Source organism: Streptomyces sp. 11x1, from assembly GCF_032598905.1.
In the GTDB taxonomy this organism is placed as follows: Bacteria; Actinomycetota; Actinomycetes; order Streptomycetales; family Streptomycetaceae; genus Streptomyces.
Genome location: NZ_CP122458.1, coordinates 9646163 through 9670854, shown reverse-complemented (window position 1 = coordinate 9670854; position 24692 = coordinate 9646163). Strand labels below are relative to the sequence as shown.

Here is a 24692-nt window from a genome sequence, read left to right as displayed (position 1 = left end):
CGCCACCGCTGAGGCTGCACGCCTCCCCGGACGCAGCCTCAGCGGTGGCCACTCGCGGACTCACGGACTCATGACAGGAGTCATGACTTGGAACAGATCCTGCTCTTCGCCGTGCTCGGCCTCGGCCAGGGGGCACTGATCGCCGGCATCGCGCTCGGCGTGGTGGTCACCTACCGGGGCTCGGGCATCATCAACCTGTCCACCGGCGCGGTCGCCATGGCCTCGGCCTATGCCTTCTGGGCCCTGACCACCGGTTTCTTCGGCCTCACGCTGCCCGTGGGACCCGCTCTCGCCGGGGCGCTCGCAGTCGCGCTGGCCGTCGGAGTCCTGACAGAGGTGGCGGTCTTCAAGCCGCTGCGCACCGTCTCGCCCCTGGCCAAGCTCGCGGCCTCCCTCGGAGTCCTGCTCACCCTGCAGGCCACCGTGCTCCTGGTCTTCGGGGTGCAGCCGCAACAGGCACCGAGCATCCTTCCGACCGGCACTGTCACCATGCTGGGCATCACCACACCCTCCGACCGCTTCGTCCTGGCCGGACTGGTCGTCGTGATCGCCCTGGCCCTCGGGGCCCTGTACCGGTGGAGCCGCTTGGGCCTCGCCACCCGCGCGGCCTCGGAGAACGAACAGGCCGCGCTGCTGGCAGGCCTGTCGCCCAACAGCGTCTCGATGGCCAACACCCTCCTGGCCGCCCTGGTCGCCGGGCTGCTCGGTGTCCTGGCCGCGCCCATCGTGCAGGTCGACTCCATGACGCTCCCCCTGCAGGTGGTCCCGGCCCTGGCCGCCGCCCTCTTCGCCGGGTTCACCTCGCTGTGGATCGCCTGCACCGCGGGGATCCTCATCGGAGTGCTCCAGTCGATCGTGTACTACCTGTCCACACAGAGCTGGTTCCCGACCGACAACGGCAACGCCATGCCCGGCCTTCAGCAGCTCCTCGTCTTCGCCCTGATGGTCGTCGCCCTGTACGTGCGGGGTGCCGGTCTGCCGCGCCGCGGTGAACTCGTCGAACAGCGACTGCCCGCGGTGCCCTTGCCGGAGCGGCTGCTGCGTCCCGCTCTGATATCCGCCACGGTCGCCGCCGCCGCACTGATAGTGCTCCCGTTCGACTTCCGCCAGGCACTCACGAACTCCTTGATCGGCATGGTCATCGTCCTGTCCTACGTCGTCATCACCGGCTACGTCGGACAGATCTCCGTGATGCAGCTCGCGCTCTCCGGAACCGCGGGCTTCGTCCTCTCCCACCTCTCGGTCGGGTGGGGGATCCCGTTCCCGTTCTCCGCCATCGGCGCGATGGTGCTGGCCACCCTGCTCGGAGTGGCCGCGGGCGTCTCCGCCCTGCGGGTGCGGGGTGTGAGCCTGGCCGTCGTCACCCTGGCCGCGGCCCTGGCCATGGAACAGGCGCTGTTCAACAACACCTCGTTCGGCGGAACGGCCGGAGTCTCCGTCCCCCCGCCGAGCCTGTTCGGGATCGACCTCGGTCCCAAAGCGGACTTCCGCGGCCTGGACGGCAACGAACCCAGCCCCATGTTCGGCTTCCTCGTCCTGGCCGTCACCGTAGCCCTCGGACTGTACGTCGCCCACCTCAGGCGCACCGGACTCGGCCGGCGGATGCTCGCCGTCCGCTCCAACGAGCGCGCCGCAGCGGCAGCCGGTGTCGACGTCCGGGCCGTGAAGATCGCCGCGTTCACCATCAGCTCCTTCATCGCCAGCGCCGCCGGCACCCTCTACGGCTACAACTTCGGCTCGGTCAGCGCCGCCCGGTTCACCGCGCTGGCCGCACTCGGCCTGATCGGTTTCGCCTACATCGGCGGCATCACCATGGTCTCCGGAGCCGTGATCGCGGGGCTGATGTCCACCGAGGCACTGTTGCCCCATGCGCTGGACAAGTGGTTCGGGATCAAGGGGACCTGGGCCCTGCTCTTCGGCGGCGTCTCCCTGATCGTGACGCTGATCGCCAACCCCGACGGCATCGCGGGCGCCGCCCACCGCCGGAGGGCGGCGAAGAGGGCGAGACGCGCGGCGGCCACGACGGGACCACCGGCCGACCACGCATCCGCCGTCGGCTCCCCGGAGATCCACCTCGGCCGTACCACTGCCGAGGCCAAGGAGGTCGCACCGTGAACGTGCTCTCTGTCCAGCAGTTGGGCGTCAGCTACGGCGGCGTCCACGCGCTCAGCGATGTCTCCCTGGAGGTCGGCGAGGGCCAACTCGTGGGGCTCATCGGCCCCAACGGGGCCGGCAAGACCACCTTCGTGGACGCGGTCACCGGTCTCGTCGCCGCCCGGGGAAGGGTGGAACTGGACGGCAAGGACCTGACCGGACGGCCGCCCCATGTACGGGCCCGACGAGGGCTCGCCCGCACCTTCCAGAGCAGCGAACTCTTCGAGGACCTCACGGTCGCGGAGAACCTCCAGGTCACGGCGGACCCTTCGACGTGGTGGACCACGCTCGGCGAGACCTTCGGGCGCCGCCCGTCCCCGAACCCCGCTGTCCCTCAGGCCCTCGCGGCCCTGGGACTCGAGGACCTGGCCGACGCCTCGGCACACGAGCTGTCCCAGGGCAGACGCAAACTCGTCGGTGTGGCACGGGCCTTGGCAGCCCGCCCCCACGTCATCTGTCTCGACGAACCCGCGGCCGGCCTGGACACCACGGAGAGCGCCGAACTCGGACGCAGACTGCGCGCGGTCGCCGACGCCGGTACCGCGCTGCTCCTCATCGACCACGACATGAGCCTCGTGATGGGCATCTGCGACCACGTCGTCGTCCTGGAGTTCGGCAAGGTGATCGCCTCCGGGACACCGGCACAGGTGCGGACCGACCCAGCCGTCATCGCCGCCTACCTCGGGGCGTCCGCCGCCCAGCCCGCCACCGCGTCCGCCGCTTCGGGCGACCGTTCCGCCTCCGCCACTTCGGGCGACGGCTCCGCCAAGGCCCTCACCAGCACACCGGAGACACCATGAGCACCCCAGTCCTGGAGGTGGCCGGCCTCACCGCCGGTTACGACGGAGCCGCCGTCATCCGCGGGATCGACCTCGAAGTGGGCGCGGGAGAGGTCGTCGCCCTCCTCGGGGCCAACGGAGCGGGGAAGACCACCACGCTCAAGACCGTCTCCGCGCTGCTGCGCCCCCTTGCCGGCACGATCACTTTCGACGGGACGGACCTCGCCAGGATCCCGGCAGCGACCCGCGCCCGCCTCGGCATCGCCCACGTTCCGGAAGGACGAGGCATCTTCTCCGGCCTCACGGTGGCGGAACACCTGCGCCTCGGGCACCGGGGCGAGCGCCTGGACCAGGCGGCCGCCCAGCGTTACTTCCCCGCCCTGTCCCGCCTCCAGGACCGCAAGGCAGGACTGCTCTCCGGCGGCGAGCAACAGATGCTCGCCATGGGGCGAGCGCTGGCCCGCGGCCCCAAGCTGCTCCTGCTCGACGAGCTCAGCCTGGGCCTTGCACCCATCATCGTCGAGGAGCTGCTGCCCATCGTCAGGCGCTACGCCGACGACACCGGCTGCGGGGTGCTGCTCGTCGAACAGCACGTCGGTCTCGCCCTCGACATAGCCGACCGCGGCTACGTCCTCTCCCACGGCGAGATCACCACGCACGCCTCGGCCCGGGAACTCCGCGCCGACCAGTCCCGCATCATCGCCGGCTACCTCGGCGAGCAGCACGCCTGAACCGGCCGGCGGCCACAACCGCCTACACCACACCCGCCGTGAGCCTGAACCACTCGGGCCGGCCCACCCTCTGCCACTCGGCCGGGCTCTCAGGGCTGCCCGCGTACCCAAGACAAGGAACCCGATGTTCACCTTCGAAAGCGAAGACGGCGTCCAGATCCACGTGCACGAATGGAAGCCGGACACGCCCCCGCGAGCCGTCGTCCAGATCGCCCACGGTATGGGAGAGCACGCCGGCCGTTACGCCCCCCTCGCGGCGGCACTGACCGCCCAGGGGTACGCCGTCTATGCCAACGATCACCGCGGACACGGGCTGAGCAGGCACGCCGAGCCCGGTCAGCTCGGGGACGACGGCTGGAACCGGCTCGTCGGTGACATGGTCACCCTGTCGCAGACCATCCGCGAGCAGCACCCCGGCCTGCCCCTGGTCCTGCTCGGACACAGCCTCGGTTCCTTCGCCTCGCAGCAGTACGTCCTGGACCACGCCCACCTGATCGACGCACTCGCCCTCGCCGGTACCACCGCGGTCGACGTCCTGCTCGCGTCGCAGGCGCAGGAGGCCGCGGAGGGAAGTGACCCGCTGCTCGCGCTCAACGGGGCGTTCGAGCCCAGCCGCACGCCGTTCGACTGGCTCAGCCGGGACGAACCGGCCGTCGACGCCTACCTCGCCGACCCCATGTGCGGCTTCAGCCTCGACGCCCAGGGCATGGCCGACATCACCGTCGCCTCGGCGTCACTCGCCCAGCCCAAGGGCATCCCGGCGGATCTGCCCATCTGCGTCCTGGTCGGGGATCACGACCCGCTGAACGCCGAGCTCTCACGCAGCAACCTGCTCGTCGAACGCTACGGCGAGGCCGGCGTCACCGACGTGACCTACCTCATCTATCCCGCAGCCCGCCACGAGCTGTTCCACGAGACCAACAAGAAGGAGATCGTCAGCGACCTGCTGGCCTGGCTGGACCGCGTCCTCGCCCGCTGATCCGGCGCCGGCAGCGAACCTCCCGGCGTCCCCGCCGTCGCGAGGAGACGCGTCCGCGCCCCCGAGGCCCACCGCGAGGCGATTCCGGAGGCGGCATGGGCCGCGTTCGCCGCTGTTCCTCGCGGCCGTGCCCGGCCCCCGCGACCTGCCCGAACTACGGCCCGGCCCGCCCGAGACCATGCCGAACCGGATCGCACGGGCCTTCGTCGAACGCATGGAACACGCCGACGGCAACGATCCGTCCCTCGCGCTGATCCGCAGCGCCGCTTCCGACGGGCAGGCCGCGACCGACCTGTACACGGCGATGCGGCGCAGCAGCATGGAGGCATATCGCACGGTGCCGTGCGGGCCCGACACGGACGAGCGCGTCGACCTGCTCGCCTCCCAGCTCATCGGCGTCGTCCTCAGCCGGTACGTGCTGCGCGGCGGCCCGGTGGCCGAGATGCCGCCGGACCGGCTCGTCGCGTACCTGACGCGCGCCCTCCGGTACCTTGTTTCCTCTGACCCTGCACTGGGTGACGCGGGACGCCCCAGCGAGGCCGTCGCGCGCTTGCGGCGCATCGCGGATCGGCCTGGCGTGGCACCCCTGTTCGCCCTCGGGGCCCGGCGCCAAGCGGCCTTCTCCACCGGGGAAGTCGGCCGGACACAACAGGCTGTTCGCATGTTCCGCAGCGTGGTCAGCGAGGCACAGGAGCCGTTGCCCGATGCGCACCCCGATCTGCTCGACGCACGCGGTCAGCTGGCGTACTGCACCGGGGAGACGGGCAGCTGATCGCAGCCAAGTAGCAGATCGTCGGGTTCCGCCAGCTGCACCCGCCGCTCGACCGTCCATGTCAGCGCTCCCACGATGAAGAACGGCACCGGACCCGCCGACCAACAAGAACCAGGATGGCGGAGCCTCCCTGACCGGACCGCGCCTGCACCAGGCCGGAGTCCCAACGCCGGGTCGGCAAGGGCGTGCGCCCCGTCTGCCCGCAGCCCGAACAGGACCAGGCGATTGATCACTGGCATGATTCATGTCGCCAATCAATTCTCGGCTGCCTGACAATTGAGTCGACTCATTTCCACAGAGGGCTCGGCACTTCGATCAAAGGCCGACGGGTCGCGTAATGGCTCTGTGACTGGTTACAACGCGACAACGTCCTTTGCATCGGGGTTGTGAGATATGCCACGCAGGACTGCCACTGCCGCTGCCGCCTCTGTCGGTGTGAGGTCAAGGTGGGGGTGGGCTCCACACGGCTTGCGGACGGGACCATGCTTGTTCACACGGTAGAAACCTGCCTCGTAAATCCTGGGCCTTCCAAGTTCTTCAATACGGCCAACCATGGGTCGACCGTAAGAAATTGGTAAGAATTCCAGGAAATTTTCGAACAAGGCACGGGGAGACGGGGAAAGCATGCCCAAGGTGATCGCGGAGTGTGGGAATCTGCCCGCGCCGTTCACGAGTTTTGTGGGTCGGCTGCAGGAGACCGCTGAGATCCGACGCCTTCTGTGCGTACGGCGGTTGGTGACGCTCACGGGCATGGGCGGTGCGGGTAAGACGCGGCTGGCGCTGGAGGTGGCCGCCGCGTCCCGGGAGGCGTTCGCGGACGGGGTGTGGCTGGTGGACCTGGCCCTGGTGTCCGACCCGTCGGCGGTGGCGGCCGCGGCGGCGGGCGCGCTGGGGGTGCCCGACCTCGGGGCGCTGCCCTTGCTGGACCAGCTCACGGGTTATCTGGCCGGGCGGCGCGCGCTGCTGGTGCTGGACAACTGCGAGCACCTGATCGACGCGTGCGCCGAACTGGCCGGAACCCTTCTGTCAGCCGCTCCCGAGCTGCGCATCCTCGCCACGAGCCGTCATACCCTGGGTGTCACGGGCGAGCAGGTCTTCGCCGTCGCGCCGCTCGTGCAGGACGATGCGGTGGAACTGCTGCGGGACCGGGCCGTCGCGGTGTGGGAGCGGTTCCACGGAGACGAGGCCGGCCACGCCGAGATCGCGCGCCTGTGCGCCGATCTGGACGGGCTCCCGCTGGCGATCGAGCTGGCCGCCTCCCGGCTGCGCACGCTCACCGTCGGCCAGCTGACGGACCGGCTGAAGAACCGCTTCGCGCTGCTCACCGGCGGCAGCCGGACGGCACCGGCCCATCAGCGCACCCTGCGCGGGATGATCGACTGGAGCTACGAGCTGTGCACCCCGGCCGAGCGGCTGCTGTGGAACCGCCTGACCGTCTTCGCCGGGGGGTTCAGCCTGGAGGCCGCCGAGGGTGTCTGCTCCGGGGAGGGGATCGACGAGGCCGAGGTGCTGGACCTCCTGGACCGGCTGGTCGCCCAGTCGGTCGTCCTGACCTGCGAGGCGGGTGGTCAGAGGCGTTACCGGCTGCTGGCGAGCATCCGGGAGTACGGCCGGGAGCGGCTCGCGGACTCCGGTGAGCAGGACGAACCGCGCCGACGCCACCGCGACTTCTACCTCGCGCTCGCTCACCGCATCGACCGGAACTGGTACGGCCCCGGCCAGGAGGAGAGCCTGGCCCTGCTGCGCGCGGAGCACGCCAACCTGCTGGCCGCCCTGGACTACGAGGGTGAGCCCCGGCCCCGTCTCGCGCTGGTCGCGGCGCTGTCCTGGCACTGGTGCGTAGGCGGTTTCCTCAGTGAGGGGCGCCGCCAGTTCGAGCGGGCGCTCGCCGCCGCGCCCGAGCCCAGCGCGGAGCGCGCCCGCGCACTGGTGGCCGCTGTCTGGGTGGCGCAGACCCAGGGCGACCTGACCACGGCCGACCGCTGGCTGGAGGAGGCCGAGTCGCTGGGCGAACGGCTGGGCGATGCGTGGGTGCGGATCCAGGCGGACGGCCTGCACGGGGTGTCGGCGCAGTACCGGGGGCGGCCGACTGAGGCCATTGGCCGTTACGAGGCGGCCCTGGCCGCCATGACCGCGCTGGGCGACGAGCGCACGGCGGCCTGCTGGCGGCTGTCGCTGGCCTGCGTCCAGGCGTACGCCGGCGATCCCCGGGCGGCAGACACCGGCAGCCGGTACGCCGCCGTCGCCGAGGCGAGCGGGGATCGGTGGGGTCGCGCTCAGGTGCTGATGGGCATGGGCCACTACGCCTGGGCCCGTGGTGACCGTGACACCACCGAGGCCCTGGTCAGGGCCGCGCTGGAAGGCATGCGCGGCTTCAACGACCACGCGATGGTCGCGAGGATGGTGGAACTGCTCGCCTGGGCCACCGCCGCCGGCGGCGCCCATGAACGGGCCACCCGGCTGCTGGGTCTGGCGGACGCCCTGTGGCACGACGCAGGCACCTCGGTCTGTGCGTTGGGACCGCAGATGGCCGAGTGGCACGCCCGCTGCGAGCAAGCCGCGATCGCCGCGCTGGGCGAGGCGTCGTACCGGCAGGCGTTCGCCGAAGGCGGTCGGCACCACACCCCCGGCGGAGCCGTCGACTTCGCCCTCGCCCTCGACACCGATTCCGATTCCGGTGCCGGGCCCGAATGCGGCAGGGACACCGCGTACGACACCGGCACCGAACGCGCCAGTGGCGCCGACGGTGACGGTAACGGTGACATCGACGTCAAGGAGACCGCGCCGAGCACTGTGCGCCGCCGACACGCGCCTGCCGCCACGGACACCGAGCCCGCGTCACCCGCCGAGGGACCCCGCGTATGCGACGTACTGCTGGTCGACGGCGACCCGACGGTCAGGGAGAGCGCCCGGCGCATCCTGGAGGCGAGCGGTCACCGGGTACACAGCGCCGCCGACGGCCTGAAGGGGCTCACCCTGTTCCGTCAGCAGACCCCGGACGTCGCCGTGCTCGCGGGCCGGCTGCCCGGCCTGGACGGGATGAGCCTGGCCAGGCGTATCCACGAGGAGTCCGCGGTGCCCGTTCTGCTCCTCGTGGACCGCGACGACCCGGCGGACGTGGTCAGGGGCCTGGAAGCGGGCGCCGACGACTGCCTCGCCAAGCCCTTCGACGGAACGGTCCTGCTCGCCCGCGTGCGCGCCCTGCTGCGACGCACGGCCCCCGCGGGCCGACGGCGCGACACTCGTACGAGCCGGTTCGGGGATCTGGTGTACTGCCCGGTGTCACTGGAGGTGTACAAGGACGGGGCACCCATCCACCTGACCACCACCGAGCTGAAGCTGCTGCGGGAGTTCGCGGCTTCGCCCGGCACGGTCCTCACCCGCGACATCCTCCTGGAGCGGGTCTGGGGCTGCACCTGGTCCGGCGACACACACGTCGTGGACGTCCAGGTGATGCGGCTGCGTACCAAGATCGGCCGCGACCGTATCGAAACGGTCCGCGGTTTCGGCTACAAGCTGCGCGCCTGAGCCGAGGGAGCGACCGTCATCACCCTGCTGCCGCCATGCGCCGGCCCAGGTGGGACAGCCGTACAGGCGTGTCGCCCAGGGCGAGCAGCAGGCGTGGTTCGTCGCCGCAGTCACCGGCGAAGTTGCCGAGGATGGACACGAGGGGGCCAGGGCGTTGTCCGGCTCGTCGGCGAGGAGGTCGCCGGCCTCCCGAACGATGACCGGTCCCTGGTGTACCGGTGTGGGGCGAACGGGCCGCCGAACTCGGCGTGAGGGACTTCGGCCGACGCCGCCCGCGCAATCTCGTCGGCCGGCAGCGTGGCGATGTTGCTGCCGGTGGCCACGACGACGGCGTGCAGCTTGGCGCGTTGGGGTGTTGGGAGACCTTGGGCAGTGGAGTGAGGCGTGCTCGGCGATACGGTTGGTGCCAAGTCGCACGTGGTGCTGTTCGTGGTCGCTCCCGTTCCTGGTACCCGGCTGAAGGCTGCCACCGACGGAGACCGGCGACCAAGGTCGCCGGCCTGTCCGACCCGGCACGACCGACCGGGTCGACGACGTCACACGTCGGTGTGTCTTCATGCGATCGAGGCATCCAGCTTGGTGGTACGCCGGGTGGCGGCTCGCGCGTTGGTCTCTGCCGACACCGCGCGCCGCAGCGGACGGTGGACTCCCCGACACCGTTGCCGCCGGCCATGTCGGCCAGGCGCTGGTCGTGACGCAGGACGGCGAGCACGATGACGGCCTGCTTACCGGGTTCGGCCTTGCGCCAGACAGAGCGCATCCGGTTGCGGCGCCGGCGTATCAGGCCGGCGACGAGATCGATGGTCCGCTTCGACAGCGGGAGGCGGACCTGGTAGACAACATCCTGAGCGCCCTCGGCGGGCTGGTCTTTCGTCACACATCAACCAACTCCCGCCGGGGGCCCTCGCGTTACGGCCGGAATCGGCCCGTCCGGCCGCCAACACCGCTGGTCAGCATGGCCGGTAGCGGCCCGATGCGGTGCGGACGAGCCAGCCCCGGTCGGAGAGTTTGCGCAGCTGACCCCGGACCGGCTCGATCTTCCCCGGCGTCGTCTCCCGGCCCAGTCCGACGGCAACGTCCTTGGCCATCACCGGACCGTCCGACCCGGCCACGATCTCCATGATCCGACGGTATTCCGAGGTCAGGGCCTGAAGCCCCATCCCCTCGACACGATCGGGGACCACCCGCATCCCGCCCGCACCCGGGCCCACCGTCACAGCGACCGGCTCCGGCTCCAGCTCCAGCTCCAGCTCCAGCTCCAGCTCCAGCTCCAGCTCCAGCTCCAGCTCCAGCTCCAGCTCCAGCTCCAGCTCCAGCGACACGATGCCCGACGGCCGCCGTCCACCGTCGGTGGCCTCGGCCCACTGCCCGAACACCACCTCGGCGGCCTCCAACCGGGCCACCTCCAGCTCGAGTTCGCCCAGCTCCTTACGCAGGAGCTCAGCACGTTTCGCCAGCTCAAGCCGCCGCCCGATCGTCCACGTCAGCACGTCTGTCATGAACATCCCTCCCGACGCGGAACCTACGCGGCAGCCCCGAACCTCACGCCAGAACCCGCGAGAACGCCCGCGCCGGACGATCTCGTGCTAACGATCACGCCACCTGTCAGCGTGAGGACCTCACCGCGCATCACACCAGCCCCACTGAACTGCGGAAACGAACTTGGCGGAGTCTCAGTGCGTGCCGCGTCAGACAGGAACGATGGGGATCGCATGTGAATGGGTGTCCCCATTCCTGCTCGGCGACTGGTTCGGGTGTTTCGCCCGGGGGCCGTTCGCCCCGCTGGCATCAAGAAACCGGTCGTGCATAGCAGTGGCCTCTCAGTCGGCTCACAGCTGTCCGACAGACGGAAATGACACCCGGCTGTGAGAAAGCCCCCCACGTGGCCACCGGTGAACGCACGGCCTGGACCGCTCCCTCTCTGCCAAAGTAGATCGAGCCAAGTCCGCGGCCAGGCTGACGTGCAGGTGGAGCACGGTGGCCAGGACCTGGTCAGGGAAGGCGAGCCGGGACGGGCGGCCGCGTCGGGTGTCTCCTTCTGAGGCCAGGGCCCGGACGAGGTGGTCCAGCTGATGGCGGGACATTCCGGTCAGCTCGGGGTCGGACAGCAGTGCCGGATCCCACTGAGGCACCGGTGACCTGCTGCTCCGGGGTGCCGGGGCGGCAGGGGCCGGCCGGGGATGCAGGGCATAGTTCCAGTCGCCGTGGAAGGTGTGGCGGGTCAGCGGCAGGGCCGCCATCTCGGCGTCGCCGACGTCGAGATGGCGGTGGGGTAGGTGTTGGTGTCGAGCTCGGCCTTCACGCGCAGTCCGGTGCGGGTGGTGGTCGCGGCGATCGCATCGAGGATGACTTCGTGGCTGGTCAGCGGGCAGCCACGCCAGTTCATCGTGATGTGGGAGAAGAGAATCTTGTTCCTCTTCGGCGAGCCCGTCGGCAGATGACAGACCGTGACGGCCAGGCCGGTTTCGGTGGCCAGGCGGGCGAGACGGAGTTTCCAGGCTTGAGTGCGGTAACCGTTGGATCCGCCCGCATCCGCTGTGATCAGCAGCCGGGAAGCCTGCGGGTAGGCGTCGTGGCCCTGGTCGTGCGACGAGCGGCGGATCGATTCCACCGCGAACGCGGCGGTGTCGTGGTCGGTGCCGATGTTCACCCAGCCGGTGTCCGCCGCCAGGTCGTGGATTCCCCGTCCGCTCGGTTCCAGTGGTCCCGGTGCCCACTTGAGGTTCGAAGACTCGATCTGGCACGGTCTTGAGCTCAGATCAGGTCTTTCCAGAATTCGACGGTGGCCTGCGGGTTCCAGGACGCTCCGTCCGGGGGCCGGTCGGCGCCGGCGAATTCGCGGTCGATGTAGTCGGCGATGTCGAGACCGTAGTAGATGATGTCGGTCTGCCATATGGACAGCACGGGATGGCCACAGGTTCCGGCGCCTGCCGGAAGGTACCGGTGCCGGTAGATCGGAATCATGGCCGGCGCCCGTGTCAGGGCCCGTCGCGCGATCTCGGTCGCCTGGTCGACTCGGTCGGGGCGTTTCCCCCACGACTCGACCCAGAATTGGTTCTTCTCCACGTCGAACAGGACGCCGTCGACCGGCCACTCGAGGCGGCGACGGAGTTCGTCGTGATCATGGTGCCGCCAGTCGGGCCAGGGCTGCGAGCCGGCGGCGGCGATGCCGGGTTCAGGGGGCGTGGCAGGGGAATTCACGGGCAGCCCGGCGGCCAGGAATGCTCGATGGTCGTCAGCGAAACGGAAGCCGAAGGTCTCCTCGATGCGAGCGAACTCATCGTCGCTGAGTCCGTCTTCGATGACGGCGGCCGACTTTCCGCGCAGCCTGCTCATCGCTTCCGCGCCGAGGCGGCGTCCGTCCCCGCCGAGGTGATTCGGTCGAAAGCTCACCTTCGGCACGCTATCCCACGAGGGCCGGGCGCGCCCAGGCGAACGAAGCAGGTGGTGAAGCCGTCTGGGCAGAAGGGCGCTTGCCCTGGCGTCGCTCTGCCTTGAGCCTGGCCGATCGGGCTCACGGCCATCCTCGCAAACGGGGAGGGACAGGCAGACGCGGGGCAGCGCGAAGGGGCCCCAGGGGAAACTGTGCTCCCCTGGGGCCCCGATCCGGTCGGCCGTGACGGGCCTGGCGGTGGTCGCTTCGCGGCCTTGCGGCTACTACGTGGTTCCGTAGTTGAAACCGGTGAATTGCCTGCAGATTTGGCTGGGGTCCCTGTGGAACCAGAGAGCCTGCTGCACAGGGAAGCTCATGCCCTGGCGGTAATTGTTTGCACGGTCATCATGGTAGTACCTCCGGTCGCCGGAGTGCCACCATTCCCAGTCCCGCATGTATTCTACGGACATTGCCTCCCCAGGAGTGTCGCCACCAATCTCGTAAGAGTACTGGCGTACCTGGTGGAGGACGATCCGCCTGTTGTTACCCTGCCAACTGGGGTTCTCGTAGCAGAACACGTGGTCGGGGAAATAGGCGGGGCCGTCGGTTCCCCAGTTGATCAGGGTGAAGTTGCCGTAGTGGTCGTCAGTGCGGAAGACGAGGCCGTATTCCACGTTGAGGATATATCGCATCGCACCCCGGTTGTCCCACGAGTTGTGCCTGGCCGCGGCGTCGTACTCCCGGAAATTCATTGCCCCCCAGTTGCCGGTCTCGTGCCCGATCCAGGTGCGCAGTTGCTGGTCGCGGTCCTGGTAGACCCCGCCCCCGTTGATGACATCCCCGTTGGGCGTGTGGTACATGGCGTTTTGGGGGCCGGTGGCGGGCCAGTGCGCCCTGTCCCGCCAGAAGGCGAGAGCCGCCACCGCGGCCGCGTTGCGGACCCAGCCGTATCGGTCGTCGACGGCAGCGTGGGCCTTGGGCGCGGCGGCGGTCTGGACGGCGGCCGACATCGGCACGGCTGCCAGGAAGGCGGCCAGGGCGAGGGCCATCATCCTGCGCGGGCTCCGCTTGGCCGCGACGGCGCCGATCTCGGGGGACGTGCGGCCCCGGCTCTGTGTGGATCCGAGACGGGAGCGAACCGCCTGGACCACGTTTCTTATTTGCATGCCTTCCCTTTCATTTCAGTGTTGCGGGCACGTCCGGTTGGACGGCCGCGAATGGTGCGCCGGGTAATTTGATCCGGCGAGAGAGAAACGCTCCCGAACGGCGGACTTCGCTTTGTTTTCGGCACTCAGGAGCGCACGACCCTGCTGGAGTCCAACGGGCCGCTCAGGTTCACGGATTGCTCCCGCGGGGGAAAGCCCACGGTGCGGGGCTGTCGGCGGTGGAAGTGCACTGGGTGCGGTGCGAAACCGTCCGGAGGGCAGGGCGCGGGCGGTGTTCAGCCTTCCGGCATCGGTGGCGGGGTGAAGCCTGCCGCCGTCATGCGCCGGGCCAGCTGGTCCAGGTCGTCGGCGGAGTCGTCCAGGAGGAGCAGGCCGAAGTCGCTGCCGCCCAGGATGTCCAGGAGGATGCCGAGTTGCCCCGGGTCCTCGTCCTCCAGGAGCAGGGCAGCGTTGCGGAGCACGAGCGTCACCGGGCCGGACTCGTCGGCCTCGGCCAGGGTGCGCAGGCAGTCCTCGAACGCGCTCCAGTCGCGGCCGAACCAGGTCGGGAAGCCGAACACCGAGGCCCACTCGGCGAACAGGTCGATGTTGGTGCGACAGCGGGTGCCGAGGATCTCCTTGGCACCCGCGGGGACCGTCTCCGACCCGGACAGGGGGCGGATGCAGTGCGCGGTGGTGTTCATGTCGTTCTTCCGGGCTGGGAGGAGGGGAGCGGAGGCGCGCGCCCGGCGGGCGCGCCCGCTGCTACCAGCGGCCGAGGTAGTGGAAGGTTTCGTAGTGGTCGGGGGAGCACTTCACGCTCGGGGTCTCCAACGCCTCGGTCGAGGACATGGTGGTCTTTTTGGGATGGTGTCGGTTTCATCTGCGTCTTTCCTGGGTGCTAGGTGGACCGGCAGAGGTGCCTGTGGTGGCACTGCTGGTGCCTCGGGCTGACTGAACAGTGCGTGCCGCGTCAGACAGGAACGATGGGGATCGCATGTGAATGGGTGTCCCCATTCCTGCTCGGCGACTGGTTCGGGTGTTTCGCCCGGGGGCCGTTCGCCCCGGTGGCATCAAGAAACCGGTCGTGCATAGCAGTGGCCTCTCAGTCGGCTCACAGCTGTCCGACAGACGGAAATGACACCCGGCTGTGAGAAAGCCCCCCACGTGGCCACCGGTGAACGCACGGATGACAGTCGAGGCATGTCGAATGTTTCGCGATGAACCTCCGCCGCCTTGGCCCCAGCGGGCCGAGAGTCGATCGACCAGCCGGAGGCGCCCACCCGCCCAGGGCCGTCCACCGGGGGATGGAGATCACCTCGGTGCCGGGTCGAACGCGGTCCAGCACGCAGAAGGTCTCGGCATAGTTCTCCAAGTAGCGTTGCGTGTCCGCCGCGCTGGCGAAGTGCAAACGGTTGGGCAGGTCCGCGAACTCGAAGATGCGGAGCGCGGACTGGTTGGCCAGCCCGTCGTAGCAGCCTCCTGATGACCAAACTCCGCCGACCTGCCGGTACTTGTCGAAGACCGTGACGTCGAAGCCGTTCTCCAGCAGTACCACGATCGACGCAGCCAGCTCACTCATCATCCCGGTCGCGGACCCCTGTGCCCAACGCATGACCAGGTGGACCACGACCCCATCACTCGGGGCTCGGGGTGCCGCGCCGGCTTCTGCAAGGCGGGGCGGGGCGGAAGTCGAAGATCCTCCGGTCCGGAGCCGCACGACCTACCGAGGAACCGATTGCCCGCGTCTCGCCGTAATCATCCCGGCCCGATGGATCTCACAGAAGCGGCACAGGAGCCGCGTGAAGTCGGTTTCGTGATTCTCCCTGGCTTCATTCCTCCGGACGAGTTGAAGCCTGCGGCCGACGAGCTGAACCTGCTCTTCCCGTCCGCCAAGGGCTTCCATGACGAGACCGATCCGCGGCGCGGGCGGTCGTCGAGCAGACCGACGCACTCAGGACAGGGCGCCACCGGACAGCGGCCGAACGGGCTCGCTCGACGAGAACCGAGCACGCCGACCAGACCAGTCTTCTCCGCCTCGATGAACGCGTACACCTCGCTCGTCGTTCGCTCTCCTTCGCGAAGAAGACCGCCGCTTTGCGCAGCGCCTGGTTCGTCTCCGCCTGCCCGGCGGCCGGCCTCCGCAGCCGGCGCAGCTCTTCCCGTTCGGCTGTCGGCAGCTCCCGGTGCCCCTGACTACGGTCGATCTCATCCTGTTGACCCAGTTCCGCAGGCCCTCGGCGCTGACCCCAGGCTGCCGGGCCACCTCGGTGACGGTCTTCCCGGAGGAGCGCTCGCGCACGACTGCGTCGAGTTTGCCAAGACCGTCGCTGCGCTCCCGTCCATGACAGCGGATCAGAACGCAGGCATGGGGTGGATGCCAGTGCGCCAATCCCGTCACTGAGCGAGCCCGAGAGCCCTCTTGCAGTCGGCGACGGCGAGCAGCTGTCGGGGCAGGGCAGATCGGCGTCCCCATCCACCTCCCCCTCGACGCGGGCAATCCGCTCACCAACCAGCGACGACGAACATCAGGAATCGAGTGGGCAACATCCCACTCGATCAACATGTGGCGTTACACACGCTGCACGCGAGGTTCCTGTCGACTGCCCGTACGGAAGCTGTCGATGTGCTTTCAGTCCAGTCATGTGACTTGTTTTCCCAGTGACGCAGCCCACGTTGAACGTTGAAGCTATTGGAGCCGCCACCGCACTCCGGTGTTGCGGCCCTGCACCTCCGCACGATGCTCGACATACCGACGCACGTCAGCGTTCAGTCGCCCGAGGCGTCTTCTCCCCACACAGCCAGGAGGTCTGTGAAGCATGCCCCTGAGCCATCTGTCCCTCCGAGACAGGGCCCTGTTCTGGCAGTTCGGCCAAGGTCCTGAAGTCCGCGTCCCCGACCCCCTCGTCCACCACGCCGTCGAACGGCGGGCCACCGCCGCGCCGCACGCAGTCGCCGCCGAGCACCAGGGCACGACGATCACGTACGGCGAGCTGAACCGTCGTGCCGACCGGCTCGCGGCCAGACTCGTACGGGAGGGCGTACGGCCCGGCGATCACGTCGGCCTCTTCGTACGCCGCTCCATCCCGATGCTCGTCGGACTGCTCGGCACGCTGAAGGCCGGCGCCGCGTACGTCCCGCAGGACATCGGCCTCACGCCCGCCGGTCAACTGCGGCACGTCATCCGCACCGCCGGAACCCGGGTCGTCCTCACTCAGTCGGAGCACATGCTGCGGGTGCCTCCGGCTGACGCCGGACACCGCCTGATCACGCTCGACGACGACGATCTCGCCAACCTCCCCGCGGAAGGGCCGGTCCGTCTCGAGCGGCCCGTGCGCCCCGATGACGGGTGCTATGTCCTGTTCACCTCCGGCACGACCGGCAAGCCCAACGGGGTGAAGGTCACCCACCGCAACGTCGCTAACATCCTCCTCACCGAGCCCGGTGACCTGGGCATCCGCCCCGGCGACCGGGTCGCCCAGCTCCTCAACATCGCCTTCGACATGGCCGCCTGGGAGATCCTCGGCTGTCTGGCCCACGGCGGCACGCTCGTCGTCCGCGGCAAGGACGTCGCGGCGGCGGCCCGTACGGCGGACGTGCTGATCGCGACGCCGACGGTGCTGTCCGGGATCGACCCGGCGGACTGCCCCCGTGTGCGGACGGTGGCGGTCGCGGGCGAACCGTGCCCGCGCCCGCTCGCGGACGCCTGGGCCCGGCGGTCCGCCTTCCACAACTCCTGCGGGCCCACGGAAACGACGATCGTCAACACGATGCGCCACCACCACGTGGACGACACACTGCTCACGATCGGCCGCCCCACCCCCAACAACACGGTGTACGTTCTCGATGAGCACCGGCGTGCGCTGCCCATCGGGGAGGTCGGCGAGATGTGGGCCGGAGGCGACTGCGTATCGGCGGGCTACTTGAACAACGAGGCGCTGAACGCCGAGCGGTACGCCCCCGACCCCTTCCTCGGCGGCGGGCACCGCATGTTCCGTACCCGCGACCTCGGCCGCTGGACGCCCGACGGCGAACTCGAACATCTGGGCCGTACCGACGACCAGGTCAAGGTCCGCGGCTTCCGCGTGGAACTCGACTCCGTCTCCTCGGTGCTGGAGTCGGTGGCGGGCTGCTCCCGCGCCGTCACGCTCAGGCGGGACGCCCGCAGCCTGATCTCCTTCGTCTGCCCGGCCGACGTCGACCCGGACGCGGCCCGGCGCGCGGTGGCCGATGTACTGCCGTACTACTGCGTGCCGGCCACGGTCCTCCCCGTGGCCGCTCTGCCGGAGACGGACCGGGGCAAGGTCGACCGGGCGGCACTGCTTCGGCTGGCGGCAGAGCGGGAGGAGGCCGCACGGCACTCCGCGCCGGCGGTGACGGTTCATGGCGAGGGAGCACCCCTGCTGCCGGTGCCGGCGGTGCGAGAGGGGGCAGCCTGATGACGTCGTCCGTTGAGACCTCGTCCGCTGAGGCCTCAACCGTGGAGGCGGGAGGCGCCACGCGCGCAGCGCCTCCCGCCCCTCCCGCGGCTCTCGCCGAACTCCCTCCGCTCACGTCCGCGCCCCGTCGCCTCCTCAAGCACCCCCGCCTGATGCACTACAACCGCCTGGCAGCCCTGGTGATACTGGCCAACATCGGCTTGCTGGCGACGAGTTGGACGCCGAACGCCGAATCCATCGGCTACGCGTCCCTCGTGAACCTCGCGCTCGCCGTGGTTGTACGGCAGCAGTACGTCATCAACCTCTTCTTCCGGCTCGCGACTTGGGCTCCGAACAGCTGGCCGCTGAAGGCGCGGTGGACGCTCGGGAAGGTGTACCACTTCGGCGGACTGCACGTGGGCGGGGCACTGGCCGGAGCCGTGTGGTTCCTCGCGGGGGCGGTCGTGGTGACCGTCGATGGCGCCCCCCTGCCACTCATCACGGTGAGTTGGGTCCTCGTCGTCCTGCTCGTCGTCATCGTCGTCACCGCGCTGCCACCCTTCCGCTCCCGCTTCCACGACCACTTCGAGAAGATCCACCGCTTCGGCGGCTGGAGCGCCCTCGCACTGTTCTGGACGCACACGCTGCTGGGCGCGCAGGGGCCGGTCGCCCTCGGGGTGCTGGCCGTGGTCACCTTCAGCGTCGCCCTGCCCTGGCTGCGGCTGCGCAAGGTGGACGTACGGATCGAACGGCCCTCCACGCACGTCGCGTTGGCCCGATTCGACCACGGCGTGACCCCCTTCGCGGGGTCCTCCACCGCCATCAGCCGCAGCCCGCTCACCGAGTGGCACTCCTTCGCCAACGTGCCCTCACCCGGCGAACCCGGCTTCCGGCTGACCATCTCCCGTGCGGGCGACTGGACGGGCTCGTTCATCGACGACGCGCCCCCGAAGGTCTGGGTCAAGGGCATCACCACGGCAGGGGTCGCCAATATCGAGACCCTGTTCAGCAAGGTGATCTACGTCGCCACCGGCAGCGGTATCGGTCCCTGCCTGCCGCATCTGCTGGCCGCCGAGGTGCCTTCACGGCTCGTGTGGGCGACGCGTGATCCCCGCAGGACCTATGGCGACGGCCTGGTCGACGAGATCCTCGCCGTCCAGCCGAACGCGCTGGTCTGGGACACCTCGCAGCACGGCAAACCGGACATGGTGCGGCTCGCGTACACCGCGTACCGCGACTTCGGTGCCGAAGCTGTCATCTGCATCTCCAACAAGAAGCTGACCTGGCAGGTCGTTCACGGTCTCGAGCAGCGCGGCATTCCCGCGTACGGCGCGATCTGGGATTCGTAACAGACCGTCAGGAGAGAAGGAGAGAGGGAGAGTCGATGAATACCCTCAAGGTCGAACGTCATGACCGCGTCGTCACGGTACGACTCCACCGGCCGCACGTCCTGAACGCCCTCAGCAGCGAGCTGCTGGCCGAACTCCTCGACGCACTGCGTCCGTTGGACCGCGACCCGGATGTCGGCTGCTTCGTCGTCACCGGTTCGGACAAGGTATTCGCGGCCGGTGCCGACATCAAGGAGATGGCCGGGAAGTCTGCCGTGGACATGGCCGCGGAGGACTACTTCGCGGGCTGGGAGGAGTTCGCCGGATTCCGGACGCCGAAGATCGCGGCGGTCAACGGCTACGCGCTGGGCGGCGGTTGCGAACTCGCGATGATGTGTGACCTGATCATCGCGGGCGAGTCAGCGGTCTTCGGCCAGCCGGAGATCAAGCTCGGCGTGATCCCCGGCATCGGCGGCACCCAGCGGCTCACCCGCCTGGTCGGCCGTGCCAAGGCCATGGACCTGATCCTCACAGGCCGCACGATGAACGCCCGCGAGGCGGAGGCCTCGGGCCTGGTGTCGCGGGTGGTCCCAGACGACCGCGTCCTCGCCGAGGGCACGGAAGCCGCCGCGACAGTTGCCTCCTACGGCAGCCACGCCGTCACGGCCGCCCGCGAGTCGGTCGACCGGGCCCTGGAGACCGGTCTGCGCGACGGGCTTCTTTTCGAACGGCGCGTGTTCCATGCGCTGTTCGCGACGGAGGACCAGAGGGAGGGGATGAGCGCGTTCATGGAGAAGAGGGCGCCTGTTTTCAAGGGGCACTGACGGGGTGAGTTGACCCGGTGAGCGGGGCGGCGGACGGGGTCCCGGTCCGCCGCCCCTCGTCATGTACGGGTTGTGAGTCCAGGTCCCGTAAGGGGAAGGCCGGGGTCGGATCAGGGCGGTGCCCGGATGTCCGGGGCGCCTTCGGACCGAGATCGTCGAGACATGATGAAATCGAGGACGAGCACGACAGGAGCGGCAGGAACGGTTCCCCTGGGGTACATCGCGGCCGCATGGAGCCGCCACATCCTCCGGCTCGGCCCCGAGAACGCTCACCTCGGCGATCAGCCGGATCACCCCCAGCGGCACGTGCCACCCGTCCACCTGCGGGCCTCCGACAGAGACAAGCCAGGAGGACCGCGACATCCTCATCGTCTTCGACGCCGGTTACGACGCCGAAGAGTTGCGGGTCACGCGGCCCGCCGGGGCGAATCGAGCCCGCGATCCGCACAACAGCGTCCGGCTTCAACTCCGGGGTCTCGACCGGCAGTACGGCTTGGTAGTCAGTTGTCGGCGGTTCGTTGATGACCACGCCGTCGATGGGCTTGGTGATCGCTGGGTAGCCCAGCGGCATCACCGCGCCGAGTCCGTCCCAGATCAGGACCTCATCCGGCGTCCGCGGAATCACCTTCCCGTTGGTCTCGTCGAGTACGTCGTCCGCGTGGCCTGCACTGTCGCGCCACACTTCCAGCTTGTCGTCGAGCATGCGGCTGACGACACGACGTACGCCGTCCACGTCAAACGCCCTCGTCCCGGAGGGCGGCAGTCCGGGCCCGCCTTCCTTCTCAGGGGTGCGCCGGCGCAGGTGTCCCGCGGCGTCACGGTGGTAGTTCTGCACCATGATCTGGCGCAGAGCCTGGACGCGAGGACCGGACGTGCGGTGAGCTCCGTGCCGGTAGAGGTGTTCCAGGAGCCGGACGGCGTCGTTTCCGGTGGCGAGGATTCTGGTCTTGGGCCTGGAGGTCGAGGAGGCGGTCGGCGCGGCCGTCCTCGGCGAGACGGTCCCGGAAGTCGGCCAGCACGCTGTGGTGGAAGCCGGGATCGTCCAGTTCCATGGCCATCGCATATGTGAAGTCGATGCGGCAGCGGACCGACTCGGCGGCCTGCCGGTCCGACAGGCCGAGCAGGAACTGCAGCACACAGACGGTGGCCAGCTGAGTAGGCGACAGACCCGGACGTCCGTCCCGCGGGTACCAGTCGGCGAAGTCTTCGTCGCGCCACAGCCCGTCCTGCCGGTCCCGCACCCATATCGCCGTCGTGCCGCCCGGGTTGCTCGCCCGCGCGACCCGCGCAGTCAGAGACGGGACCTGCTCACCGGAACGAGGGCGAAGAGACAACGGACACCTCGACAGCTTCATCGGCCTGAACTGTCCCGAGCATGCCCGTTGACCATGCCGTCGCACCGGGAAACTCCAAGATCCCCGACAGAGTCAAGCCTGTGTCGGAGATCGGACCCTCGTCCGGGGCCGTGAATCCGGGTACAGGTACTCGTCCGTGACGTGCCGGTCGTCACCGAGAGATTACGTGCTGTGAGCAGTGGACACCGATCACTTTGACGATCAGCCGGGCGCCGGGCCGGTGAGGTAGACCATCGGCGGGGTCGTGGTCCGGCCCGGGCAGCACACTCGCCCCGCACCACTACGAGCGATGTCTGCACGGGGTCCAAGTATGGACAGACCTGGCAAAGGATGGCGCCATCCGAAACTCCGCTTGGCATGTGAGCAGAGGCGATGGACCGACACGTCCCTGTCGTGTGCCTGCACGGCTCGTTGTCGAGCGAGAGGACGCGAGGCAACAGGAGCGGGCGCTGCCGGGGATGATGTTGCTGCGGAACGTCCTTTCGCTTCAGTCCCGGCTGACCGGTCTGGCTGCTTCACTGCGGGATGGTCATCGTCGGCCTGGGACGCACTGCCTGCCTAGTGTCCTGAGTCTTTATTTCGCTAAAGAAGTAGGCTGGGCTCATGGCGCGTATGGGTCGGCCGACGGTCGAAGTGGTCCTGACGGATGAGGAGCGAGAGACGCTGCTGCGCTGGTCGCGGCGAGCAACGTCCTCGCAGGCTCTGGCGTTGCGGTGCCGGATCGTGCTTGCGTGTGCTGAGGGTGGTTCGAACACCGCGGTGGGAGCGGAGCTTGGGGTCCACCCGGTCACGGTGGCCAAGTGGCGCAGGCGGTTCGCGGCCGACCGGCTCCAGGGCCTGTCCGACGAGCCGCGGCCCGGCCCGCCCCGCACGGTGAGCGACGAAAAGGTCGAGGAGGTGGTCGTGCGGACCCTGGAGACCACCCCGAAGAACGCCACGCACTGGTCGACGCGGGGAATGGCCGCGGCCAGCGGCCTGAGCCAGTCCACCATCTCGCGGATCTGGCGGACCTTCGGCCTCAAACCGCATCTGGTGGACACCTTCAAGCTGTCCAAGGACCCGCAGTTCATCGAGAAGGTCCGCGACGTCGTCGGCCTGTACCTGGACCCGCCCGAGCGGGCCATCGTCCTCTGTGTGGACGAGAAGTCGCAGATCCAGGCACTGGACCGGTCGGCACCGGTGCTGCCGATGATGCCGGGCATGCCCGAGCGCCGCACCCACGACTACCTGCGCGGCGGCGTGACGACCCTGTTCGCCGCCCTGAACGCGGCCACCGGCGAGGTCATCAGCTCGCTCCACCGCCGGCACCGCGCGGTGGAGTTCAAGAAGTTCCTGGCCAAGCTGGACAAGGAGGTCCCCGACCATCTCGACGTCCACCTGATCTGCGACAACTACGCCACCCACAAGACGCCCGCGATCCAGAAGTGGCTGCTGGCCCATCCGCGGTTCCACATGCACTTCACCCCGACCAGCGCCTCCTGGCTCAACCAAGTGGAGCGCTGGTTCGCCCTGCTGACGGACAAGCAGATACGGCGTGGCGTCCACAGGAACGTCCAAGCCCTGGAGAAGGACATCCGGACCTGGATCGCCGACTGGAACGACAACCCCAAGCCCTTCGTCTGGACGAAGACCGCTGACGAGATCTTCGAACGCCTCACCGGATATCTGAACCGAATCAAAGACTCAGGACACTAGGAGACCGCTGAAGATCTTGCTCTGGCCGCCCGACTCACCCTGGATTGCCGGTAAATGTCAATCGCCATCAAGTAGGGCAAGCCGGGCGCATTTTCAAGATCTTCAGGACGCTTCTAGGCCCTGTCGACCGGTTCACAGGTCATTGCCGGCGTAGGAGAGGTTGAAGCTTTTGTTGGTCAGCGGAAAGTCCGGGACGATCGTGTCGTTCAGGGCGACCGGCAGTGCGGGCCAGTTGAAGAAGGACGGGTCGACCGGCTTGACCCGCTTCAGGGTGCCGTCGGCGGCGAGTTCGGCGCGGGTGGCGATGGTGCCGCGCCAGCCCTCGACAAGGCCCACGCCGCTGCGCGGTCCCTGCCCGGGGACGGCCGTGGGCCCGAGGACCGCGCCGGTGGCGACACAGTCGGTCAGTTCTCGGATCAGTGCGAGGGAGGCGTCGATCTCCTCGGCGCGGACCAGGAAGCGGGCCAGGACGTCACAGGTGGTGTGGACGGGGACGTGGGTCGGCCGGCCGTGCGGGGCGAGGGGGTGGGCGATGCGGGCGTCCAGGTTCAGGCCGCTGGCGCGGGCGATGTAGCCGAGACAGCCGAGGTCACGGGCGGCCTCGGAGGGGAGAACCGCGGTGCCGGTGAAGCGGTCGTGGACGGTGGAGTGGCCCAGCGCCAGCCGTACGATCTCGCGGATGTCGGCGCCGACGGCGTCCATCTGATGACGGCTGGGCAGGTGGTGCAGGGCGCTGCCACCGAGAACGACGCCGCCGCGCAGCAGACGGTGCCCGGTCACCGTGTGGTTGAGGCGCAGGAGTTGTTCGCGCACGCGCTGGGCGTGAGCGTTGAGGATGCCGTATCCGACGTCGTTGCAGAGCATGCCGAGGTCGGCGACGTGGTTGTGGAGGCGCTCCAGTTCGAGCAGCAGGGCGCGGGCGCACTGGGCCTGTTCGGGGACGGATGTGCCGGTGGCCTCCTCCACGGCCAGGCAGTACGCGAGGGCGTGGCCGACGGCGGTGTCGCCGCTGATGCGCTCTGCCAGCGGCAGCCCAGCGGCCACCGAGCGGCCCTGGAAGAGCTTCTCGATGCCCTTGTGGACGAACCAGAGGCGTGCCTTGAGTTTGAGGATGGTCTCGCCTACGACGGAGAAGCGGAAGTGGCCGGGTTCGATGATCCCGGCGTGCACGGGGCCCACGGGGATCTCGTAGACGCCGTCACCCGTGACCTCCAGGAAGGGGTAGGGGCCTTCCTGCTCGCCGAAGGCGGGTGCCTCCCCGGCGTCGGGGTGCATCGGGTACCAGCCGCGCGGCCAGTGGAAGTGGCGGACCAGGCGGCGGGGCAGCGGGTGGTCGAGGGGCACGATGCCGTGCAGGTCGTGCATCTCGCGCTCGAACCGGCCGGCGGGGAAGGAGAGATGGGCCAGGCTGGGCACCTCGGGCCGGGCGGGGTCGAGGCGCATGTGCAGTTCGATGCGGGTGTCGGGCGGCCCGGAGACGAAGAGATACACGACCCGGACGGCGTCTGCGTCGTGGTGGGCGGCGACCAGGGCCAGGCGCCTCCCCTCGCGCAGCAGCGCCTCGGCCCGCTTGGGCAGTTCGGCGGCGGCGACGTCGTGCACGGTGCGCAT

General features: G+C 69.2%; 18 protein-coding genes and 1 pseudogene. 10 read left to right on the top strand and 9 right to left on the bottom strand.

What is annotated here, in order from left to right; genetic code table 11:
- Positions 1 to 87 precede the first annotated feature (87 nt).
- The 6 genes from P8T65_RS42495 (at position 88) to P8T65_RS42470 (ending at position 8943) form a co-directional block, all read left to right on the top strand.
- Complete coding sequence (locus P8T65_RS42495) at positions 88 to 2115, top strand: ABC transporter permease (RefSeq protein ID WP_316730789.1); 2028 nt, start codon at positions 88 to 90, stop codon at positions 2113 to 2115.
- The gene (locus P8T65_RS42490; RefSeq protein ID WP_316730788.1) at positions 2112 to 2954 is read left to right on the top strand and encodes an ABC transporter ATP-binding protein; all 843 of its coding nucleotides are present in this window, start codon (positions 2112 to 2114) and stop codon (positions 2952 to 2954) included. Before P8T65_RS42495 ends, P8T65_RS42490 begins: the two co-directional genes overlap by 4 nt.
- The gene (locus tag P8T65_RS42485) at positions 2951 to 3664 is read left to right on the top strand and encodes an ABC transporter ATP-binding protein (protein WP_316730787.1); all 714 of its coding nucleotides are present in this window, start codon (positions 2951 to 2953) and stop codon (positions 3662 to 3664) included. The genes P8T65_RS42490 and P8T65_RS42485 overlap by 4 nt, the downstream gene beginning before the upstream one ends.
- A gap of 124 nt (positions 3665 to 3788) precedes the next feature.
- Entirely contained in the window at positions 3789 to 4643 is an 855-nt protein-coding gene (locus tag P8T65_RS42480; RefSeq protein WP_316730786.1) for an alpha/beta hydrolase, read from the top strand.
- A gap of 127 nt (positions 4644 to 4770) precedes the next feature.
- Complete coding sequence (locus P8T65_RS42475; protein ID WP_316730785.1) at positions 4771 to 5415, top strand: hypothetical protein; 645 nt, start codon at positions 4771 to 4773, stop codon at positions 5413 to 5415.
- Positions 5416 to 6039: 624 nt separating this feature from the next.
- A complete protein-coding gene (locus P8T65_RS42470) occupies positions 6040 to 8943 on the top strand; it encodes a response regulator (protein WP_316730784.1) in 2904 nt (967 codons plus the stop codon).
- Between the two features lie 950 nt (positions 8944 to 9893).
- Here P8T65_RS42470 and P8T65_RS42465 read toward each other — a convergent pair.
- The 6 genes and pseudogenes from P8T65_RS42465 to P8T65_RS42440 form a co-directional block, all read right to left on the bottom strand.
- Positions 9894 to 10442: a hypothetical protein gene (locus P8T65_RS42465; protein ID WP_316730783.1), complete on the bottom strand. Its 549-nt coding sequence runs from the start codon at positions 10440 to 10442 to the stop codon at positions 9894 to 9896.
- A 444-nt stretch (positions 10443 to 10886) separates the two neighbouring features.
- Positions 10887 to 11626 (bottom strand): annotated as a pseudogene (locus P8T65_RS42460) (ISAzo13 family transposase); the annotation flags it as partial.
- Between the two features lie 71 nt (positions 11627 to 11697).
- Entirely contained in the window at positions 11698 to 12345 is a 648-nt protein-coding gene (locus P8T65_RS42455) for a hypothetical protein (protein WP_316730782.1), read from the bottom strand.
- A gap of 255 nt (positions 12346 to 12600) precedes the next feature.
- Positions 12601 to 13368 (bottom strand): hypothetical protein, encoded by a 768-nt coding sequence (locus P8T65_RS42450; RefSeq protein WP_316730781.1) that lies wholly within the window; start codon positions 13366 to 13368, stop codon positions 12601 to 12603.
- A 389-nt stretch (positions 13369 to 13757) separates the two neighbouring features.
- Positions 13758 to 14165 (bottom strand): barstar family protein, encoded by a 408-nt coding sequence (locus P8T65_RS42445; protein ID WP_316730780.1) that lies wholly within the window; start codon positions 14163 to 14165, stop codon positions 13758 to 13760.
- A 410-nt stretch (positions 14166 to 14575) separates the two neighbouring features.
- Complete coding sequence (locus tag P8T65_RS42440) at positions 14576 to 15046, bottom strand: hypothetical protein (protein ID WP_316730779.1); 471 nt, start codon at positions 15044 to 15046, stop codon at positions 14576 to 14578.
- 1234 nt (positions 15047 to 16280) lie between these two features.
- Here P8T65_RS42440 and P8T65_RS42435 point away from each other — a divergent pair.
- The 3 genes from P8T65_RS42435 (at position 16281) to P8T65_RS42425 (ending at position 20031) form a co-directional block, all read left to right on the top strand.
- Positions 16281 to 17900 (top strand): amino acid adenylation domain-containing protein, encoded by a 1620-nt coding sequence (locus tag P8T65_RS42435; protein ID WP_316730778.1) that lies wholly within the window; start codon positions 16281 to 16283, stop codon positions 17898 to 17900.
- Between the two features lie 152 nt (positions 17901 to 18052).
- Positions 18053 to 19228: a hypothetical protein gene (locus P8T65_RS42430; protein ID WP_399102457.1), complete on the top strand. Its 1176-nt coding sequence runs from the start codon at positions 18053 to 18055 to the stop codon at positions 19226 to 19228.
- A gap of 35 nt (positions 19229 to 19263) precedes the next feature.
- Entirely contained in the window at positions 19264 to 20031 is a 768-nt protein-coding gene (locus tag P8T65_RS42425) for an enoyl-CoA hydratase-related protein (RefSeq protein WP_316730776.1), read from the top strand.
- Here the strand turns inward: P8T65_RS42425 and P8T65_RS47545 are convergent.
- The gene (locus P8T65_RS47545) at positions 20018 to 20869 is read right to left on the bottom strand and encodes a DUF6093 family protein (protein WP_399102454.1); all 852 of its coding nucleotides are present in this window, start codon (positions 20867 to 20869) and stop codon (positions 20018 to 20020) included. The two genes, P8T65_RS42425 and P8T65_RS47545, sit on opposite strands and share 14 nt — an antisense overlap.
- Positions 20847 to 21365, bottom strand: a complete 519-nt coding sequence (locus P8T65_RS42420) for a transposase (RefSeq protein WP_316730775.1) — start codon at positions 21363 to 21365, stop codon at positions 20847 to 20849. Before P8T65_RS42420 ends, P8T65_RS47545 begins: the two co-directional genes overlap by 23 nt.
- 624 nt (positions 21366 to 21989) lie before the next feature.
- Between P8T65_RS42420 and P8T65_RS42415 the strand changes: the two genes are divergently transcribed.
- Positions 21990 to 23081, top strand: a complete 1092-nt coding sequence (locus P8T65_RS42415; protein ID WP_316724587.1) for an IS630 family transposase — start codon at positions 21990 to 21992, stop codon at positions 23079 to 23081.
- Positions 23082 to 23213: 132 nt separating this feature from the next.
- Here the strand turns inward: P8T65_RS42415 and P8T65_RS42410 are convergent, their stop codons facing one another.
- On the bottom strand, positions 23214 to 24692 hold the full coding sequence (locus tag P8T65_RS42410) for an NADH-quinone oxidoreductase subunit C (RefSeq protein WP_316730774.1): 1479 nt from the start codon (positions 24690 to 24692) through the stop codon (positions 23214 to 23216).

Bases quoted from the DNA above. Each gene is read 5' to 3' on its own strand.
- P8T65_RS42425 (WP_316730776.1), top strand. From the start codon at position 19,264: ATGAATACCCTCAAGGTCGAACGTCATGACCGCGTCGTCACGGTACGA.
- P8T65_RS42450 (WP_316730781.1), bottom strand. From the start codon at position 13,368: ATGATGGCCCTCGCCCTGGCCGCCTTCCTGGCAGCCGTGCCGATGTCG.
- P8T65_RS42410 (WP_316730774.1), bottom strand. From the start codon at position 24,692: ATGCGCACCGTGCACGACGTCGCCGCCGCCGAACTGCCCAAGCGGGCC.
- P8T65_RS42440 (WP_316730779.1), bottom strand. From the start codon at position 15,046: ATGATGAGTGAGCTGGCTGCGTCGATCGTGGTACTGCTGGAGAACGGC.
- P8T65_RS42430 (WP_399102457.1), top strand. From the start codon at position 18,053: ATGCACTACAACCGCCTGGCAGCCCTGGTGATACTGGCCAACATCGGC.
- P8T65_RS42470 (WP_316730784.1), top strand. From the start codon at position 6,040: ATGCCCAAGGTGATCGCGGAGTGTGGGAATCTGCCCGCGCCGTTCACG.
- P8T65_RS42445 (WP_316730780.1), bottom strand. From the start codon at position 14,165: ATGAACACCACCGCGCACTGCATCCGCCCCCTGTCCGGGTCGGAGACG.
- P8T65_RS42485 (WP_316730787.1), top strand. From the start codon at position 2,951: ATGAGCACCCCAGTCCTGGAGGTGGCCGGCCTCACCGCCGGTTACGAC.
- P8T65_RS42480 (WP_316730786.1), top strand. From the start codon at position 3,789: ATGTTCACCTTCGAAAGCGAAGACGGCGTCCAGATCCACGTGCACGAA.
- P8T65_RS42435 (WP_316730778.1), top strand. From the start codon at position 16,281: ATGCCCCTGAGCCATCTGTCCCTCCGAGACAGGGCCCTGTTCTGGCAG.
- P8T65_RS47545 (WP_399102454.1), bottom strand. From the start codon at position 20,869: ATGGTGCAGAACTACCACCGTGACGCCGCGGGACACCTGCGCCGGCGC.
- P8T65_RS42465 (WP_316730783.1), bottom strand. From the start codon at position 10,442: ATGACAGACGTGCTGACGTGGACGATCGGGCGGCGGCTTGAGCTGGCG.
- P8T65_RS42415 (WP_316724587.1), top strand. From the start codon at position 21,990: ATGGCGCGTATGGGTCGGCCGACGGTCGAAGTGGTCCTGACGGATGAG.